Annotated in this window: 8 protein-coding genes; 1 reads left to right on the forward strand and 7 read right to left on the reverse strand. The window is 59.7% G+C overall.

The window, feature by feature from the left end:
- Window positions 1-22: 22 nt before the first annotated feature.
- The 6 genes from ACZ47E_RS11670 to ACZ47E_RS11695 form a co-directional block, all read right to left on the reverse strand.
- On the reverse strand, window positions 23-685 hold the full coding sequence (locus ACZ47E_RS11670) for a YiaD family glycine zipper/OmpA-like lipoprotein (RefSeq protein WP_004443979.1): 663 nt from the start codon (window positions 683-685) through the stop codon (window positions 23-25).
- A gap of 66 nt (window positions 686-751) precedes the next feature.
- Window positions 752-2,002 (reverse strand): flavodoxin-dependent (E)-4-hydroxy-3-methylbut-2-enyl-diphosphate synthase, encoded by a 1,251-nt coding sequence (gene ispG / locus ACZ47E_RS11675; RefSeq protein ID WP_006698284.1) that lies wholly within the window; start codon window positions 2,000-2,002, stop codon window positions 752-754.
- 120 nt (window positions 2,003-2,122) lie between these two features.
- Window positions 2,123-3,313 carry an MFS transporter gene (locus ACZ47E_RS11680; protein WP_004443984.1) on the reverse strand — a complete coding sequence of 397 codons (1,191 nt, stop codon included), beginning with the start codon at window positions 3,311-3,313 and terminating at the stop codon, window positions 2,123-2,125.
- Window positions 3,314-3,346: 33 nt separating this feature from the next.
- Window positions 3,347-4,126: a DeoR/GlpR family DNA-binding transcription regulator gene (locus ACZ47E_RS11685; protein ID WP_004443986.1), complete on the reverse strand. Its 780-nt coding sequence runs from the start codon at window positions 4,124-4,126 to the stop codon at window positions 3,347-3,349.
- Between the two features lie 122 nt (window positions 4,127-4,248).
- Complete coding sequence (gene pyc / locus ACZ47E_RS11690; RefSeq protein WP_278067068.1) at window positions 4,249-7,710, reverse strand: pyruvate carboxylase; 3,462 nt, start codon at window positions 7,708-7,710, stop codon at window positions 4,249-4,251.
- Between the two features lie 105 nt (window positions 7,711-7,815).
- Window positions 7,816-8,553 carry a helix-turn-helix transcriptional regulator gene (locus ACZ47E_RS11695; protein WP_004443990.1) on the reverse strand — a complete coding sequence of 246 codons (738 nt, stop codon included), beginning with the start codon at window positions 8,551-8,553 and terminating at the stop codon, window positions 7,816-7,818.
- Between the two features lie 335 nt (window positions 8,554-8,888).
- On the opposite strand from ACZ47E_RS11695, the gene ACZ47E_RS11700 reads away from it, so the two are divergent.
- Window positions 8,889-10,655, forward strand: coding sequence for a glucan ABC transporter ATP-binding protein/ permease (locus ACZ47E_RS11700; protein ID WP_004443992.1), 1,767 nt, complete (start codon window positions 8,889-8,891; stop codon window positions 10,653-10,655).
- A 526-nt stretch (window positions 10,656-11,181) separates the two neighbouring features.
- Here the strand turns inward: ACZ47E_RS11700 and ACZ47E_RS11705 are convergent.
- Window positions 11,182-19,677: a glycoside hydrolase family 94 protein gene (locus tag ACZ47E_RS11705; RefSeq protein WP_278067069.1), complete on the reverse strand. Its 8,496-nt coding sequence runs from the start codon at window positions 19,675-19,677 to the stop codon at window positions 11,182-11,184.
- Between the last annotated feature and the right edge of the window lie 398 nt (window positions 19,678-20,075).

The raw sequence follows: 20,075 nt of genomic DNA on the forward strand, positions 1-20,075 counted from the left end.
CCCGCTCAGCCTCTCCAGTCGATCAGCCCTTGAGCGGCGAAATCAGCACTTCCACACGGCGGTTTTGGGCGCGACCATCAGACGTTGCGTTCGAGGCGATGGGCTGCGAAGGCCCAAAGCCAAGTGTTGAAATGCGTCGTTGATCGACACCGCGTGCGCCGAGATAGTTGGCAACCGACGCGGCGCGGCGTTCCGAAAGCCCCTGATTGTGGGCGAGGCTACCGGTCGAGTCGGTATGGCCGTTGATGTCGATCAGCGTGCGGTTGAACTTGTTCAGCACGATCGCAACGGAATCGAGCGTCTGATAGAAGGGCGGAATGACCTGATCCTGATCCGTGGCAAAGGTGATATTCGACGGCATGTTGAGAACAATGCTGTCGCCACGGCGGGTCACCGAAACGCCGGTCCCCTGAAGCTGCGCGCGGAGTTCCGCTTCCTGGCCATCCATGTAATTGCCGATGGCGCCGCCAGCGAGCGCGCCGATGCCGGCACCGATCAGGGCAGCGTTACGGCGTCCGACCGGCGAACCGCCCACAGCCAGACCGCCGAGCGCACCGACAACAGCGCCGATACCCGCGCCGCCGGCCGTGTTCGACATTTTCTGCTCGCCCGTATAGGGATCGGTGGTGGTGCAGGCGGAAAGATAGGTGCCGCAAAGGGCGACGATCGCGATTTTTTTGATCATGTGTTTTGATGCTCCGAAAGGGTCAGGAGGTATGACAGTGGAATTGCGGCCTTTTCACGCTACTCGTTACTCCGCCGCGTCTTTCCGGCCAAAACGCTTTTCGATGTAATCGGTCACAAGCGCTTCGAAATCAGCGGCTATGTTGGGGCCACGCAGGGTGAGGGCTTTCTCTCCGTCGATAAAGACCGGCGCCGCCGGGCTTTCGCCCGTTCCGGGCAGCGAAATGCCGATATCCGCGTGCTTGCTTTCACCGGGACCATTTACGATGCAACCCATGACGGCGACATTTAATGCCTCGACGCCGGGATATTTTTCACGCCAGACCGGCATATTCTTGCGGATATCGTTCTGGATGTTCTGGGCCAGTTCCTGAAATACCGTCGACGTGGTACGCCCGCAGCCGGGACATGCCGCAACCACCGGAATGAACTGACGGAAACCCATGACCTGCAGCAATTCCTGCGCCACCTGCACCTCGCGGGTCCGGTCGCCATTCGGCTCAGGCGTCAGTGAAACGCGGATCGTATCGCCAATACCATGCTGCAACACATAACCCATGGCGGCGGACGAGGCGACGATACCCTTTGAACCCATGCCGGCTTCCGTGAGACCGAGATGGAGGGCATGGTCGGAGCGTTCAGACAACATCGAATAGACGGCAATCAGGTCCTGCACCTGGCTGACCTTGGCCGAGAGGATGATACGGTTGCGCGGCAGGCCGATCTCTTCAGCAAGCTCGGCGGAAATCAGCGCCGACTGAACAATGGCCTCCCGCGTGACCTGACGGGCGGAAAGCGGAAAGCCCTCTTCCTTGTTCCTGTCCATCAGCGTAGTCAGCAATTCCTGATCCAGAGATCCCCAGTTGACACCGATGCGAACGGGCTTGTCGTAACGGATCGCCATTTCGACGATCTCACCAAACTGCTTGTCCTTCTTGTCCTTGAAACCGACATTGCCCGGGTTGATGCGGTACTTCGCCAGCGCTTCGGCGCAGGCCGGATGGTCGGCCAGAAGCTTGTGGCCGATATAATGAAAATCACCGACCAGCGGCACATCCATCCCAAGACGCAGCAGCCGTTCGCGAATTTTCGGCACGGCGGCCGCACTCTCATCACGGTCTACGGTGATACGGACGATTTCCGAACCGGCCCGGAACAGCGCCGCCACTTGGCTGACGGTGGCGTCGATATCAGCCGTATCGGTATTGGTCATCGACTGCACGACGACGGGTGCGCCGCCACCGACGATGACGCCGCCGACGTCTACGGCGACGGAGGCGCGGCGGGGCTTCGGGTCGTAATCGGCATGTGACGTCATGGCGGTCTCTGGAGCTTGCGGCAAGGTCTTGCAATTGAGGTGAAACAAGGGGGACTTCTTGTCAACACCCAACGCGCTGGAGCTTCTACTTTACCGCAATCATGGCAAAATTCGATACGCCTATTCCTTGCCCGCACCGTCGGCATGACGGGCGAGCCGCGAAAGTAGCAGAACCACCACATGCAGTAACGGGAGAAACAGGAAGACGCTGGCGAGACCGGTATGTTCCGCAATGAAGCCAATCGCCGATGGCGCCACCAGAATGCCGGAATAACCCATGGTGGTGACGACCGAAAGGCCGATTCCCGGTGCCAGGCCCGGCATATTGCCCGCCGCCGAGAAGGCAATGGGCACCATGTTGGAGATGCCGATGCCCGCAATCGCGAAGCCAACGATCGCGATGGTGGAATTTCCCGCAATACCGGCGATAAGAAGACCGATAATCGACATGGCCGAACAGAAGCGCAGGGTCGTCACAGCCCCGAAGCGGTCGCGCACCAGATCGCCGGCAAAACGCATGGCCGCCATGGTCATCGAGAAAGCCGCAAAGGCGAAGCCGGATTGTGACACCGAAGCTCCGAGCTCGTTGCGCAGATAAAGAGCGCCCCAGTCGAGGATTGCGCCTTCCGGGATCATCGAGAAAAGGGCCATCAGGCCGATGATCCACGGCAGCGGCGTCAGCGGCAGGCCGCCTTTCGGGCGCTCTTCCTCCGGGTGCGGACGATCTGCAAGCACACGCGGCCATGCCACGATCAGCAGTACGAATGCGATGACCGTCAGCGCAATGGCATGCCCCTGCACGCCGATGGCCGTGATGAGATAACCGCCGAGACCGGCCCCGATGAGGCCGCCGAGGCTCCAGAAAGCGTGGCAGGATGACATGATGGCGCGGCGCATATCGCGCTCAACCGCTACCGCATTGGCATTCATGGCGACATCCATCGCTCCCGTTAGGCCGCCAAACAGGAAAACCGCGATTACCCCGGCCCAGACGGTTCCCGCCCAGGAAATGAAAAGCAGTGTGGGCAGAAAGATCGCCGCGGTCACGAGACTGACCGTCCGGGAGCCAAAACGGGCGATCTGCGAGCCGGCGATCGGCATGAAAACCAGCGAGCCGATACCGAAGACCAGGATGATGAGACCAAGCGCGCTTTCACTAAGGGAAAGACGCGCCGCAAATTCGGGAATCTTGGGCGCCCATGATCCCATCATGAACCCGTTCATCAAGAACAGCAGGGAAACGCCGATACGATGACGCGTCAGATAGGACGAGCGTGCACCCGTCTGCGAAAATGTGGTGGGGCCATTCATCGGCTATATCCTTCAGACTTGACCATGGGAAAATCAGGCGACGGCATCGTCGCCGCAATAAACGTCTACGCCTCGGCTGGACACGCCCTCGACCAACACGCGGTCGGCATCCCGTTCCAGCACAAGGGAAAGCGGCGGGGAAAAATCATGCACGTGGAACGCTGCCTTATGCCCCAGCTTCTCGGTGGTGATTGCAGCGACAATCCGCTGGCTGGCGCTGCAGGCGAGCCGCTTGAAAACGGCATCCTCGAAGACATCGGCCGACAGGCCGGTCTCGACCGCGACACCACAGACCCCGAGAACACAGAGATCGGGTCGCATCAATTCGAGCTGCCGCAGCGCCATTGCATCGATTGCCGCACCAACGGCGGGATCAACCTTGCCACCGATCAGCACAAGATCGATATCCGCCCGCCCCGTGAGTTCGGCGGCAATGGCGGGCGTATTCGTCACCACCGTTACATTGAGACCAGCCGGGATCGCCCTGGCAATGGCGAGGTTCGTCGAACCGGCATCGATGAAAACGACCATGCCCCGCTTGAGAAGCGGGACAACGGCGCGGGCCAGCAGAGCCTTGCGGTCCGCATCCTCGGCGATCCGCGTCTTCAGCGGCACCGTCTTGCTATCCGAGAGCAGGGCGCCGCCATAAACGCGCATGCATTCCCCACGGGCCGCCATCTCTCGCAGGTCGCGGCGAACCGTGTCTTCAGAAACGCCAAAGTTTTGAGCGAGGTCCTGCGCCAGCACACGGCCGTTCTGCCGCAACTGTTCGAGGATAAGCGCCTGCCGCTCGCTGACGAAATGATCACTCATACAGACTCATGCATAAACAGGAATAAACGTGCATGAACATGCATATTCGAGTTTTCGGGGAAACGCAATAAAAAACGCCCGCCGGGAAGGCGGGCGTCTGACTGTTCGATCGACGAATGTATTTATTCCGCGTAAGCGACCAGTAGATCCTTCGCATCGATCTGGTCGCCCGGGCGCACCAGAACTTCCGCGATCTTGCCATCCCGCTCGGCGTGAAGCGCCGTTTCCATCTTCATCGCCTCGATGGAGAGCAACACATCGCCAGCCTTGACCTCCTGGCCTTGATTGACGAAGACGCGGCTGATGACACCCGGCATCGGTGCCCCGACATGCGACGCGTTGCCAGGTTCGGCCTTGCGGCGCACGGCAGAGCCGGAAGCACCATGCGTCCGATCCGGCACCTTGATACGGCGCGGCTGACCATTGATTTCGAAAAACACCGTCACCATGCCCTTGTCGTCAACGCCGGATGAAGCCTGATTGACGATGACCAGCGTCTTGCCGCGCTCGATATCTGCAAACAGTTCCTCGCCATCCTCCATTCCGTAGAAATAGGCATGGGTGGGAAGCACCGAGACCGGGCCATAGGTTTCGGCGGTGAGCGCGAAATCCGTGAATACCTTCGGATACATCAGATAGGATGCGAACTCGAAATCATCGACCTTGCGCTCCAGCTTGGTCTCGATGGTCTTCCGTTCGGCATCGAGATCGGCATCCGCCAATAGTGAACCCGGACGAACGGTATAGGGCGCTTCGCCCTTCAACGCTTTTTTCTGCAGGGCTTCCGGCCAACCGCCGGGCGATTGTCCGAGATCGCCCTTGAGCATGGAAACCACGGACTCCGGGAAAGAGACCTCGCGCTCGGGATTCTGTACGTCGGCCACTGTCAGATCCTGGCTGACCATCATCAACGCCATATCACCGACGACTTTCGAAGACGGCGTCACCTTGACGATATCGCCGAACATCCTGTTGGCATCGGCATAAGCCTGCGCCACTTCGTGCCAACGGCTTTCGAGACCCAGCGAACGCGCCTGTTCCTTGAGGTTGGTGAACTGACCACCCGGCATTTCGTGCAGATAGACTTCCGACGCCGGCCCCTTGAGATCGCTTTCGAAAGCCGCATACTGGTTGCGCACGGCCTCCCAATAGAAGGAAATGCGACGAATCCATTCGGTATCGAGGCCCGTATCGCGTTCCGACCCGGCAAGCGCTTCCACGATCGAACCAAGGCACGGCTGCGACGTATTGCCGGAGAAGGCGTCCATCGCGGCATCGACAGCGTCGACACCCGCATCCACGGCGGCAAGAACCGTCGCTGCGGCAATTCCTGACGTATCATGGGTGTGGAAATGGATCGGCAGACCCGTTTCTTCCCGCAGCGCCTTGAACAGAACCTTGGCGGCAGCCGGTTTCAGCAGGCCCGCCATATCCTTGACGGCAATAATATGCGCGCCTGCGCGTTCCAGTTCCTGGGCGAGATTGGTGTAATATTTCAGGTCGTATTTCGGACGCGCCGAATTGAGGATGTCTCCGGTGTAGCAGATGGCCGCTTCACAGAGCTTGTTTTCCTCCGAGATGGCATCCATCGAGACCCGCATATTCTCCACCCAGTTCAGGCAATCGAAGACACGGAAAAGATCAATGCCGCCCTTTGCGGCCTGACGGACAAAATACTTCACGACGTTGTCCGGGTAGTTCTTGTACCCGACGCCGTTTGCCCCGCGCAGAAGCATCTGCAGCAGCAGGTTGGGAGCACCTTCGCGGATCAGCGCCAGACGCTCCCACGGGTCTTCGGTCAGGAAGCGCATGGAAACGTCGAATGTAGCACCGCCCCAGCACTCCAGCGACAGAAGCTGTGGCAGCGCTTTGGCATAGGCGATGGCGACGCGGGCGATATCATGGGTACGGACACGGGTCGCAAGCAGCGACTGATGTCCGTCGCGCATCGTCGTATCCGTGACGAGTACCCGCTTTTCGTTGCGCATCCAGTCTGCGAAACCCTTCGGGCCGAGCTTGTCCAGCAACTGCTTGGTGCCGTCGGGCGTCGGCGCATCGATATAGGGCACGATGGGCTTTGCCGCCTTGTCCGAGGGCCTTGCGCGTCCCTTGGTTTCCGGGTGGCCGTTCACGGTCACATCGGCGAGATAGGTCAAAAGCTTGGTAGCGCGGTCCTGACGTTTGACCTGGGCAAAAAGCTCGGGGGTCGAATCGATGAAGCGGGTTGTATAGGTATTGTTGCGGAAACTGTCATGGCCGATGATGGCCTCTAGGAATGTGAGGTTGGTCGCCACGCCGCGGATACGGAATTCGCGCAAAGCGCGATCCATACGGTTGATCGCCTCGTCGGGCCGCGGCGCCCATGCCGTCACCTTCACAAGCAACGGATCATAGTAGCGGGTGATGACAGCGCCAGTATAGGACGTGCCGCCGTCCAGACGGATACCGAAGCCTGAAGCGGAGCGATAAGCGGTGATACGGCCATAATCCGGAATGAAATTGTGTTCCGGGTCTTCCGTCGTAATGCGGCACTGGAGGGCGTGGCCATTCAGGCGGATATCCTCCTGCCTCGGCACCCCGGATTCCGGCGTGCCGATGGCGGCGCCTTCCAGAATGTGAATCTGCGCCTTGACGATATCGATACCGGTGACGACTTCCGTAACGGTATGTTCCACCTGAATGCGCGGATTGACCTCGATGAAGTAGAATTTGCCGGTGTCGGCATCCATCAGATATTCGACCGTGCCTGCACCGATATAACTGGTCGCGGCGGCGATCTTCAGGGAATAGGCGGCCAGTTCCTGACGTTGCGCTTCCGACAGATAGGGCGCAGGCGCACGCTCGACGACCTTTTGATTACGCCGCTGAATCGAACAATCACGTTCGAACAGATGCACGACATTGCCGTGCGTGTCGCCGAGAATCTGGCTTTCGACGTGGCGCGCACGCTCGACCAGCTTTTCGAGATAGACTTCGTCCTTGCCGAAGGCGGCCTTGGCCTCGCGCTTGGCTTCCGTCACCTCGCGAGCAAGGTCTTCCTTTTTGCGGATGGCGCGCATGCCACGGCCGCCACCGCCCCAGGAGGCCTTGAGCATGACGGGATAACCGATCTCCTCGGCCATACGCTCCACTTCCGCCATGTCGTCCGGCAGTGGGTCGGTGGCGGGAACGACGGGAACGCCAACCGAAATCGCCAGATTACGGGCGGCGACCTTGTTGCCGAGCTGGCGCATCGTATCAGCCGTCGGTCCGATGAAGGTGATGCCCGCCTTGTTGCAGGCCTCCACGAATTCGGGGCTTTCAGACAGAAGACCGTAACCGGGATGAATCGCGTCCGCTCCGGAGAGCTTCGCAACGCGGATAACCTCCTCGATCGAAAGATAGCTCTCGATCGGCCCCATATCCTTGGCGAGATGCGGCCCCCTGCCGACCTGATAGGACTCGTCCGCCTTGAAGCGGTGCAAAGACAGCTTGTCCTCTTCCGCCCAAATCGCAACGGTTTTAATCCCGAGCTCGTTGGCTGCCCGGAAAACGCGGATCGCAATTTCGGATCGGTTGGCAACAAGTATTTTCGATATTTTCAAGACGGTCTCCCCACACGCCAAAACAAAATTCTGCTGCACTGCGGAATTAAGCAGCAAAACCCGGTCTTGGAAAGGGCAATTCCGGCGAGAACTGTTCTGTTTGCGCTAGCTCAGCAAGCCATGGCGGAACGCGAGTGCGACGGTGTGCTGCCGGTTCTTGGCGCTGAAACGACGCTGAATCCCGTTTATATACCAGTCGACCGTATGGTTGGAGATGGATAGCTTGCGGCCGATCTCCGCCGATGTCATGCCATCCGCCATCAGCGCCAGCACTTCCGTCTCACGCCGTGTGAGCTCAAGAGCGGAACCGTCTGGAATATTGCTGAGATCATGGGCCTGACCTGAAAGATCGAGCAGGCGCCAGAAGACCGCCCGGGTCGCAGCATCGAGCAGTTCCACCTGCAAGGAGGGCAATTGCCGGTCCTGTCCACCTATGAACACGGCACCTATGAATCCCGCCCGTCCATGCACGGGAAAAGCATAACCGCCCTGCAAGCCGTAACGGCCGGCATCGTGGAAAAACACGCTCGCCCTTTTCCGATGCATGGCGCGGGGAAGCCCCTCCAGCGCCTCTTTCCAATGAAAGGGTTTGTGCACCATGCCGATCACTTTGCGGACGGGATCGACGAGGTTGTATTTCTTGGCCCTGTAAACCTCTATCCAGCCTTCCGGCAAATGTTGCGCAAGGATTTGGCCGGTGGAGGCCAGCTCGCCGGTCATGCGTCTGCTGACAAGGAAATATTCGAAACCATATTCCCGAATGAGCGTTGCAAATTCTGAACGCACACGTTCGGCGTTTCCCGCCTGGTAACACGCAGAGATGAAGTGAAGAATATCATGCATAAAGACACATGGTCCGGACTTGGCTTGAAGGGGATGACACGAAGGACATGGTCCCGCGATGACGTCATGTTACTCGGGCGCCGGTCGGGTGAGATTGAACATATCGTCGTTAGCAATCCCTGAAACGAAGATGCGAAATCTTGTGACGGCAGGCCCCGGGAAACACCGGGAGGTTTTTTCGGTTCGCATGGACGGCCAATCTGTTAAGCCGCCATTCAGACAGAAAGAGCGATAATTACACAAAATTCGCCGTCTCATGCAACCTTGCTAAAGTAGCATCGTATTGAGGCCGAACAATCAACCGCTCGAAAAGACGCCCGGACTGGATTGAAAATTTGACCTTGTTTCAGGTTTACACACGCGCTCTGCGCTATCTGACCGTTCATAAATGGCGTGTGGCTGTCGTCGTCATCGCCAACGTCATTCTTGCAGCGATCACCATTGCCGAACCCGTGCTGTTCGGCCGGATCATCGACGCCATTTCTTCTGGCTCCAATGTCACGTCCATTCTCATATTGTGGGCGGGGTTCGGCGTCTTCAACACCGTGGCTTACGTAGCCGTCGCCCGCGAAGCCGACCGGCTGGCGCATGGCAGGCGCGCTTCGCTCCTGACGGAGGCCTTCGGGCGCATCATCTCGATGCCGCTTTCCTGGCACCATCAGCGCGGCACGTCCAATGCCCTGCATACCCTCCTGCGCGCCAGCGAAACGCTCTTCGGCCTATGGCTGGAATTCATGCGCACCCATCTCGCGACCTTCGTCGCGCTGGTGCTGCTTGTGCCCACCGCCATGTCCATGGACCTGCGCCTCAGCTTCGTGCTGATTGGCCTCGGCATCGTCTACTGGTTCATCGGCAAATGGGTGATGGGCCGCACCAAGGATGGTCAGGCTTCGGTCGAAGAGCATTATCACAGCGTTTTTGCCCATGTCAGCGATTCCATCAGCAACGTTTCCGTGCTGCACAGCTACAACCGCATCGAGGCTGAAACCAAAGCGCTGAAATCCTTCACCGAAAAGCTGCTAAGTGCGCAATATCCCGTGCTCGACTGGTGGGCCTTTGCGAGCGCTCTGAACCGCACGGCCTCCACCGTTTCGATGATGATCATTCTTGTGATCGGCACCGTGCTGGTGAAGAACGGCGAGCTGCGCGTCGGCGACGTCATCGCCTTCATCGGTTTCGCCAATCTCCTGATAGGCCGTCTGGACCAGATGCGCCAGTTCGTGACGCAGATTTTCGAAGCCCGCGCCAAGCTTGAGGACTTCTTCGTCCTCGAGGATTCCGTCAAGGAACGGGAAGAACCGGGCGATGCCCGTGAATTGTCGAATGTCTCCGGCACCGTGGAATTCCGCAATGTCAATTTCGGTTTTGCCAACACCAAGCAGGGCGTTCACGATGTCTCGTTTACGGCCAGGGCCGGCGAGACGATCGCGATCGTCGGACCGACAGGTGCCGGCAAGACGACGCTCATCAACCTGCTGCAGCGGGTCTATGATCCCGATTCCGGCCAGATCCTGATCGATGGAACCGATATCTCGACGGTGACGAAAAATTCGCTCCGCAACTCCATCGCCACGGTGTTTCAGGATGCCGGCCTGCTGAACCGCTCGATCCGCGAAAATATCCGCCTTGGTCGTGAATCGGCCACCGATGCGGAAGTGGTGGAAGCGGCGGCGGCCGCAGCGGCGACGGATTTCATCGACAGCCGCATCAACGGCTATCTGACCCAGGTTGGTGAACGCGGCAACCGCCTGTCCGGCGGCGAGCGCCAGCGTATCGCCATTGCCCGTGCGATCCTGAAGAACGCCCCCATTCTGGTTCTCGACGAGGCGACCAGTGCACTCGACGTGGAAACCGAAGCCCGTGTGAAGGCCGCAGTGGATGCGCTGAGAAAGAACCGCACGACCTTCATCATCGCCCATCGCCTTTCCACTGTCCGCGATGCCGATCTCGTCCTGTTCCTCGATCAGGGCCGGATCATCGAAAAGGGCACCTTCGATGAGCTAAGCCAACGCGGCGGTCGCTTTACCTCGCTGCTGCGCACCAGCGGCCTGCTGACGGAAGACGAAGGCCAGCAGCCCCGGCCAAAAGCGATAGCCTCCTGAGGCTCAGGAATGGAATGCAAAAAGGGCGGGCACTGTCGTGTCCGCCCTTTTTCGTTGTCTGCTTCGAAAATATCGGGACATCACCAAGCTTCTACCTCAGTCCCCCAACCGTCATATTTACCACCGAATTTTTGCAGCCGTTGTGCTGAGAAGCTCAATTTCTCGGTCGATCTCGTTCGGAGCTTGCGGCTTGGAAAACTCTATACCCCGCCGCGCTGTCTGCGATGCATCCATCGCCTCACGGGTGATGCTGTAGCCACGGGGGACCAAGAAGTCTCTGTGCAGCATCTGCCCTTCATGCGTCGGAAAATATGCGAAATGGTCTATCGGTCTCGATTTGCTGCCATCGTGCCCTTGCTTCGCATTGACCGCCCGTTGAGCGTTCTTGCCAGCCCTGTATCGCCGTACAGGCGCCATGCCCCAGACGCCAAACAACATCGAAGGCGGGGGAACCTCACAACAAAATTCGGGCCCCTGCGTCACCGCAGGAGCCCGACTTAAAAAGCAAGCCGAAGGCCCGCTCGTCTCAGTCGAAGGGGATCACCCTCTCGCCGGCCGCCAAGTCCTTGCCATCGACAGACACCGAAACCTCCGCCGTGCCAGGCTTGCGGCTGACGGCAATGTCTCTAGCCTTGCCGTCGAGCGTGATCTTCACCGAGAAACCGCTCCAGTCATCCGGCAGCGACGGTGAAATATGCAGCCTGCCGTCAGTGCGGGTGATGCCGAGAATACCCTCGACAGCGGCACGGTAGAGCCAGCCGGCCGAGCCGGTGTACCAGCTCCAGCCGCCACGGCCCGCATAAGCGCCTTCACCGTATACATCCGCGGTCACCACATAGGGTTCGACCCGATAGGTTTCCGACGCTGCCGCATCGAGCGCGTGATTGACCGGGTTGAGCAGCTTGAAGCAGTTCCAGGCCTCCTGCGCCCTGCCCTGCTTGGCAAGAGCGAGAACCACCCAGGTCGCCGCGTGGGTATATTGTCCGCCATTTTCGCGCACACCTGGCGGATATCCCTTGATGTAGCCCGGATCGTGCGGCGCGCGCGAGAATGGCGGCGTGAATAGCCGGATGATGCCGGTCTTTTCATCCACCAGATGCTCCATGACCGCATCCATTGCCTGCCGCGACCGGGCCTCTTCGCCTTCGCCGGAGAGAACGCTCCAGCTTTGGCCGAGCGAATCGATCCGGCATTCCTCGCTTCCGGCGGAACCCAGCGGCGTGCCGTCGTCGAAATAGCCGCGACGATAATAGCTGCCATCCCACCCCGCGGTTTCGAGCGCATTGCGCAGTTTTTCGCGGTGCGAGGCCCATCTGCCGACCCGATCCGTATCACCGCGCTTTTCCGCAATTTCAATGAAATCGCGCAAGGCGCCGGAAAGGAACCAGCCGAGCCAGACACTGGTACCCTTGCCGCCAACGCCGACGCGGTTCATGCCGTCGTTCCAGTCACCGCCGAGGATCAGCGGCAGGCCGTTCTCCCCGTTGCGATGAATGGCAAGATCGAGCGCCAGCGCCGCGTGTTCGTAGAGCGTCGCGGATTTGTCGCTGGTTTCCGGCTGGAAGAAAGCGTCGTGCTGGCCGGGCATCAGCGCCGGCCCCTTCAGGAAGGGAATGCTCTCATCCAGAATGGCGATATCGCCGGTCGCCGAAACATACTGGTTGATCGCATAAGCAAGCCATACCACGTCGTCCGAGATAGTGGTGCGGACACCGGCGCCTGTCAGCGGCAGCCACCAGTGCTGAACGTCGCCTTCCGGGAACTGCCGGCCGGCTGCGCGTAGGATCTGCTTGCGAGCGAGATCCGGCTGGTAGAGCAGGAACGCCAGGGTATCCTGAAGCTGGTCACGGAAGCCGAAGGCGCCGCTCGACTGATAGAAAGCCGTGCGCGCCAGAATGCGGCACGCCAGCGCCTGGTAGGGCAGCCAATTGTTGACCATGTGGTTGAAGCCGGCATCCGGCGTGGACACCTGTAATTGGCCGGTAAAACCGGTCCAGAACGCCTTGCTTTCCTCCAGCACGGACTGGAAATCCACACGGCGGACATCCTTCACCAGCGCCTCGGCTTCTTCCGCATTATCGGCGTCGCCCAGAATGAAGGTCATGTGCCGTTCTTCGCCGGGCTTAAGGTGGATTTCCTGCATCAGCGCCGCACAGGGATCGCCGTCAACCTCGGTGCTGCCGCTGAGTGCGTTACCCGACACGATCGCCTGCGGGGCCTGTGCCGAACCAAAGCGGCCAATGAATTCCCGACGACTGGTGGTGAAACCGCTCGCCTCCGTGTCAAGCGTCAGGAACGCCGTGCGTGCGCTGTAGTCAATGCTGTAGGGGTTCGACGCGAAGATTGCGTTGTTGCCCGCATCATGTCGGCTCAGAATGAACGGCGCTGATTTCTGTCCGTTATTGCCGAGCACCCATTCGACATAGGCATAAACCTTCAGCCGGCGGCTTTTAGAGCCTTTGTTGCGAACGATGACCTGCGAGAACTTGACCGGCTTTTCACGATCGACGGTCTGTGTCACCTCGACTTCAAGTGTGTCGGCAACGCCGGTCAGGATGGAGTAGCCCAGGCCGTGACGGGTTTCGAACATGGATTCTGGATCACGCGACAACGCGGCACACGGCGTATAGAGCTTTCCTGTGTCCACATCGGCGACATAGAAGGCCTCGCCCGGCCGGTTGATGACAGGGTCATTGCTCCACGGCGTCAGTTGATAATCGCGCGAATTGCGGCTCCAGCTGAAACCTGCGCCTTCGGCCGAAATATGGAAGCCGAAATTCTCGTTCGAGATGACGTTGATCCACGGATGCGGGGTGGACTGCCCACCATGTTGACGCACCACATATTCCTGTCCGTTCCTGGCGAAGCCGCCGAATCCGTTCCAGAAATCGAGATCGCCCGCGTCTTCGACCGGCTCCGCAACCGGGAAAGCCGGGACCGGCAGACGGGCCTGTGCGGCGTCGCTTGTGCCATCGGGACCACGATGGGCCGCAAACAGCGATACCGCGCGGTTGATCTGGTCCACGATCTTGCCGTTGCGCACATGGAGTACAACGCGGGAAGCGGCCAGAAGCGCGCTCCACGTCTCTTCATCCATCAGGTCACGGCGCACGGAGAAGACGTGCGGGCGACCGCCATCGGCGGGATTGATGCGGCGTTGTGCTTCGGAAATATGATCCAGCGCATGCTGCATGTCCTGCGCGTAGGATGCGGCCCGTTCGTTGACGATAACGAGATCGAAGATCACGCCGCGCGAACGCAGATATTCATGGGCACTCAGCGCCTCACGAGCGATGTCCATGTCCATATCGTCGTTGATGCGCAAGCTGAAAATCGGGAAATCGCCGGAAATCGCAAGCGGCCACAAGGCGCGCTGTGAAGCGAGTCCTGTTTTCAGCGTTTCCGAATCCGCCCGCAGATGCATGTCGGGATAGGTCAGATATCGGCCGAGATGCTGGAAGGCGGCCGCCTGCTGTGAGGTGACGCCCACATGGCGCATCTGCACCTGTGTACGCGTCCAAGCATGAACGAGTTCATGCGCGAAAGCATCAGGATGACGATAACGGTCGATCGCCTTGTCGACTTCCTCGCGGCTCGGCGCGGCAATCGTCCAGAAGATCACGCTCACCTTCTTGCCTGCCGGCACGCGCACGGTGCGTCGCAGCGACAGGATGGGGTCGAGCGTGAAGCCGTCAGTGCTGGAAAGCGTCGCACCGGCATCGAATGCCGCCGCTTCGCGCAGCGATCGGCCACGACCGATGAATTTGGCGCGATCCGTCTCGAATTCCGTAGGGCGCGACGGGCCGGCATTATCGGCGGCCAGATGCGCAATGACGGTGCCCGGCTCGTTCGGGCTGCGACGGTTGCGCCAGGCGCGGATGACGTCGCCACGCCGGCCGATCTCCGTCTGCACGAACATGCGCGAGAAGAGCGGATGGGCGTTGTCGTCATCCTCAGACGCAATGACCGGCTCCATATAGGAAGTCACTTCGATATAGCGATCCTCGGAACCGACATTGAGCAGGGTGACGCGGCGGCCTTCTGCATCGTGCTCGGTGGCGACGATGCATTCGACAACGCTCTGCAGGTCGCCGGTGGTCTTGTGGAACTCGGCCTTGTCGTCGGTGAAGACTGTCTTGGTCTTTTCACCCTCGAAGACACGCGGCTCCGCAGTCGCACTCCACCATTGCCCGTTGGTGGTGTCGCGCAGGAAGATGAAGGTGCCCCAGCGGTCTTCGGTCGGATCGGCCTTCCAGCGGGAAATCGCCTGCCCGTTCCATTTCGAATAACCTGCACCCGTCGAGGTAAGCATAGTCGAGTAGTGACCATTCGACAGGAACACCACCTCACGGTCGCGTACCGCCGGATCGGCAATGGAACGCACTTCCGCTCGCAGCAGGTCGGCCTGTTCCTTGCCGGGGGTCTCCGGCTCGTATTTGGCGCTCATGACCGGCACTTCGCGCGGCGCCTTTTCCTGCAGCAGCAGTTCAGCCGCCTCGATCACCGGATCGGAATGGAAGAGTTCGCGCAGCACGCCGTCAAAGGCGACGTTGGCGACGGCCGCAATCGACATGCCATGGTGGTGGGCATAATAGTTGTAGACCACCGCGCAGACCTTGCCATCGGGCACACGCGTTGGCGTGAAATCCACCGCATCGTGGAAACCGTATTGGCCAAGTGCGCCAAGCTTGCGCAGCTTGTCGAGGTTTTCAAGTGCACCATCCGGATCGTATTGGCTGGCGAGGATCGATGCATAGGGCGCGATTACCGCATTCTGGCCAAGGCCACGCTTGAGGCCCAGCGTCGGCACACCGAAGTTGGTGTACTGGTAGTTCATGTTGTGATCGCGGGCATTAAACGCCGCTTCGGAAATGCCCCATGGCGTGCCCAGACGGCGGCCGTGATTCATCTGTTCCTTGACGATCAGGTTGTTGGTCTGGTTGAGGATACCCCCCTGACGCTCCTGCATCACAAGCGGCGGCATCAGATATTCGAACATGGAGCCCGACCAGGACACCAGCGCGCCCTGCGCACCGATCGGCACGACCTGACGGCCAAGGCGGTACCAGTGCTCAGTCGGCAGATCGCCCTTCGCGATGGCGAAGAGGCTGGTCAGACGGCATTCCGACGCCAGAAGGTCATAGCAGGCCTCATCCAGCTCCTTGCTTTCGACGCGATAGCCAATGGAAAGAAGGCGGCGATCCTTGCGGTAAAGGAACGTGAAATCCATCGAGAAAGCGAGATTGCGGCTGCGGTCGCGCAGCGAAGCGAGACGCTGGCGCAAGGGCTCGACATTGGTCAGGTCGATGGCGCTGTCGGAAATATGGGCTTCGCAGCACTCGACCAGCAACTGCGCCCAACGCGTCACTTCGGTGCTCTGTGTGGACTTCACCTCGTGGTCGACATTGGTGGCGAGCTTCTGAATGTCACGCGCAAGCACCGCCAGGTTGATGACGCGAATGGAGGCGAATTCGTGCTCGCGCTTGACGGATGCCAGCGCGTTCGAGAAGCCGATGATACGCTCTTCGAGACGGCGATGCAGCGGCCGCAGGTTCTTGCGGTCGTCCGGCAAGGCCTTCAGCGTTTCGCGTAGAATGCCGGCCACGTCGCCGATACCGTCGAGGTTGCCCTGAAGATGGGCCGACGGCGCTTCCGCCCAATCGCGGCAGGCGGAAGAAACCGCAATCAAATGGCCAGCGAGATTACCGCTGTCCACCGCCGAAACATAACGCGGTCCAAGCGTCTGCAAGGTATCGGTGTGATACCAGTTGTAGAGATGGCCACGATATTTTTCCATCTTCTCAACGGTCTGGATCGTGTTCTCGATGCGCTCCAGCGTGTCGGCAAAGCTGATCCAGCCAAACTGACGCGCGGAGATGACGGAGAGCAGATAGACGCCGATATTGGTGGGAGACGTGCGCGAGGCAACGATCGGCTCCGGCGTCTCCTGGAAATTGTCCGGCGGCAGGTGGTTTTCCTGCGGTGTCACGAAGGTCTCATAATAACGCCAGGTACGGCGCGCAATCTTGCGTAGTTCGAACGAGACGTGCTCGGAAACGAACAGCCGGTCTTCGGTCTCGGCTGACTGGCTGACATACCAGGCAACGGCGGGCGATAGCACCCACAGCAGCGTAAAGGGAATGCCGATCAGGAAGGCATTGTCGCCCGGCAGCGCCGCGAACAGAAGGCCGAGCATCGCCACAACGGGGGCGTGCCACATCTGACGATAATAATCGATGATGCTGCCCTGCGCACTGGACTGGATACTGGCGGCGGTGCGCCATTCCAGCATCAGCTTGTGGCTGACGAGCAGGCGGTAGAGCGAACGCGCAATCGCATCTGTCATCATGCAGGCGGCATCGGCGATGAAGACGATTCTCAGCGCGACTTGCGCATTGGTGGCGCGGATTTCAGACCAGATGGTGTGGAAATGCGCCTGCGGCACGATGTCTGTCGAACGCGGCACAAGGCCGGAAAGCAGCGAAAGCGTCGGTGCAACGAAGAGCGAGAAGATCAGCAGGATCTGCCAGATCAGCGCCCCGAGCGGATCCATGAAATACCAGCCGAGGATCGAGGCGAAGAACCAGGCGATCGGCGTCAGTGAGCGACGCAGATTGTCGACCATCTTCCACCGTCCGATAGCGGTGACGCCGCGGGCGCGGTCGAGAATATAGGGAAGCAGCTGCCAGTCGCCACGCGCCCAGCGATGCTGACGCGAAACTTCCACCTCATAGCGCGTCGGGAAGTCCTCGACGAGTTCCACATCGGTCACCAGCGCGCAACGCGCAAACGAACCTTCAAGCAGGTCGTGGCTGAGGACGGAGTTTTCTTCGATACGGCCCTTCAGCGCCGCCTCGAAAGCATCCACGTCGTAAAGACCCTTACCGGTGAAGGTGCCTTCGGAGGTCAGGTCCTGGTAAACGTCGGAAACCGTGAAGACGTAGGGATCGATACCGCGGTTGATGGAAAAGACACGCTGGAAAACCGAAGCATCCTTGCCCGTGGTCAGGGAAGGTGTGACGCGCGGCTGCAGCAGACCGTAACCTTCGACCACCCGACCGGATTCAGGATCGATCCTGGGGCGGTTGATCGGATGGTGCATCTTGCCGACCAGCTTCGTCACCGCATCGCGCATCAGGCGCGTATCGGCGTCCAGCGTCATGACATATTTCACACCTTCCGGAATGATATTCGCGCCGCCGAGGAACGTCGTGTCCTTGTCGCCGCGCAGCAGCATGTTCAGCTCATGCAGCTTGCCGCGCTTGCGCTCCCAGCCCATCCAGCAGCCTTCGGCGGGATTGTAGATGCGACGACGATGCAGAAGGTAAAATCGTGTCTTGCCGTCAAAGGCGTAGCGGCTGTTCAGTGTTGCCAGCTCGCGCTTGGCATATTCGAGTATCTCAAGATCATCCTCGGACTGCTCGTATTGCGCGTCGCGCCAGTCGCTCACCAGCGAGAAATAGATCTCACCATGCGGATTGGCGAGATAATGCACCTCGATATTGCGCATCATCTCGTCAACGCTGTCGCGACTGGTCAGCATGCAGGGCACGGCGACCAATGTGCGCGCGTCCTCGGGAATTCCATTCTTGAACTCGTATCCGACCAGCCGGAACGGTTTCACGAAGAAAGTGACAAGGGTGTTGAAGAGGCCGGTCGCGCCCTCCGAGGCGGGCAGAGCGAACATCAGCAGGAAAGCGGTGACAACATACCAGGGCATGCCCGCTTCGGCGAGGAACCACCCGACCGCCAGCATGGCGACCGCGGTGATGAGAAGCACTGGCGCTGCAATTGCCAGCCAGTTGAACTTCCGCATCGCCCGGACGATACGCTGCGATACTAGGGGCCGGTATCCCAGCGCCTTTTCAAGCTCGAAACGACGCTGACCCACCAGCACGGAGCCGACATTGACGGGATGCGTCTCGTCCGCCTCTGCGGGCATATCGGTACGCGCCATTTCGACAGCGGCACGGGCGACCTCAACTTCGGTCTTGGGAGAACGACGCGCCAGAAGTTCGATGGTATTGCGGTAGGTGTTCCGGGAGCCGAAATCGAGCGTTTCGTAATCGGTTTCTTCGCGCAGAACCTTGTCGATATGGCTGACTTCCTCGAACCACACCGACCATTCGGTATCATCGATCTCGCGCAGGCTCTTGACGATGTTGCCCATCGTCACGTTGCCGGATGCGAGGCGATTATGTTCCGACATCATCACGTTTTCAGCGTCGGTGCCGGCAGCGTGAAGACGCTCTTCGAGCCATGCGACGGCAAAACCCGATGTCTGCGAGCCGTTTCGGAGGCGATAAAGGAACTGCGTCGCGAAAGTCGGGTCATCGACCAGCGAATCGACCTGGTTGAGAAGTGCTGCCGACGCTTCCGCATCGTTCAGGCGGATAATCTCGTCGACCACCTCATTCGCCTTCTGGCGCATGCGGCGCGAACGCTCCACACGGATGGAGATGCGGCGAAGATTTTCGATGAGGACAAAACGGATGATCGAGGGCAGCGCCCACAATTCACCGATCTGCAGCGTCTTCGAGGTCTGGTAGCCATCCACCAGCGCCGTCATGTTTTCGCGCGATACCGTGCTGTGGGTGTGGGCAACATAAAGCCAGCCGAGCGCCATGACCCGCGGGATCGTCACGCCGCCCACCGTCATTGTCGGCAGCTGGCGATAGAACTTGCGCGGAAAATCACGACGGACTTCCTGGATCGCCTCTTCGATGACGTAGTGGTTGTCGAGAAGCCATTCCGCCGCCGGCGTTATCGTCGCGCCATTTTCCGCGTCGACCGCCGTTGTGCGATAGACCCTGAGGATTTCCTTTTCATTCTCGCGATGACGCTCGAAGAAATCGAACTCCATGAAGCCGGGAAGGCTGTCGGCGCCATCGCGGGAAAGCGCGGCGCCCGCATCATGCAGTTCCTCGACCGTCATATAGGACGCGCGGATCGAATCATTATGATCGATCTGCTTCGTCTCGGAATCACGGGCGGCGGCGGTCGGGGTGATATGAAATGACATCGGGCTCGTATTCTGAACTTTATGGAGACTTGTTCGACTTGACCGGCATTTCGTCCGTGGCGGGAACACACACGAAAATCGGCCACGCTATATTTATGACTTATCCTGAACCTTCGGTGAACCGGACCGGACACCCGGCTGAGAGGACCGTCCGGCAGGAAGGCGCCACATACTGCTGCACAATGTTTGCAATCTGTTTGCGGGGCTTGAGATCAGCGCGTGCAGGAAGCTTCCGGTTACAGAAAGATCTCATCCTGCGGCCCGGCAACGCCGTTCCGACTGGATTTCGCACCCTCACCGACGGCGAAATTTGTGCGCGCAACGCCCGATGGTCCCCCGTTGATAACCTGAAGGGCAACACGAGACCGGAACGGTTCGCGCTACATCCGAAAGACGCT

This window comes from Agrobacterium sp. 5Ca39 (assembly GCF_055382365.1).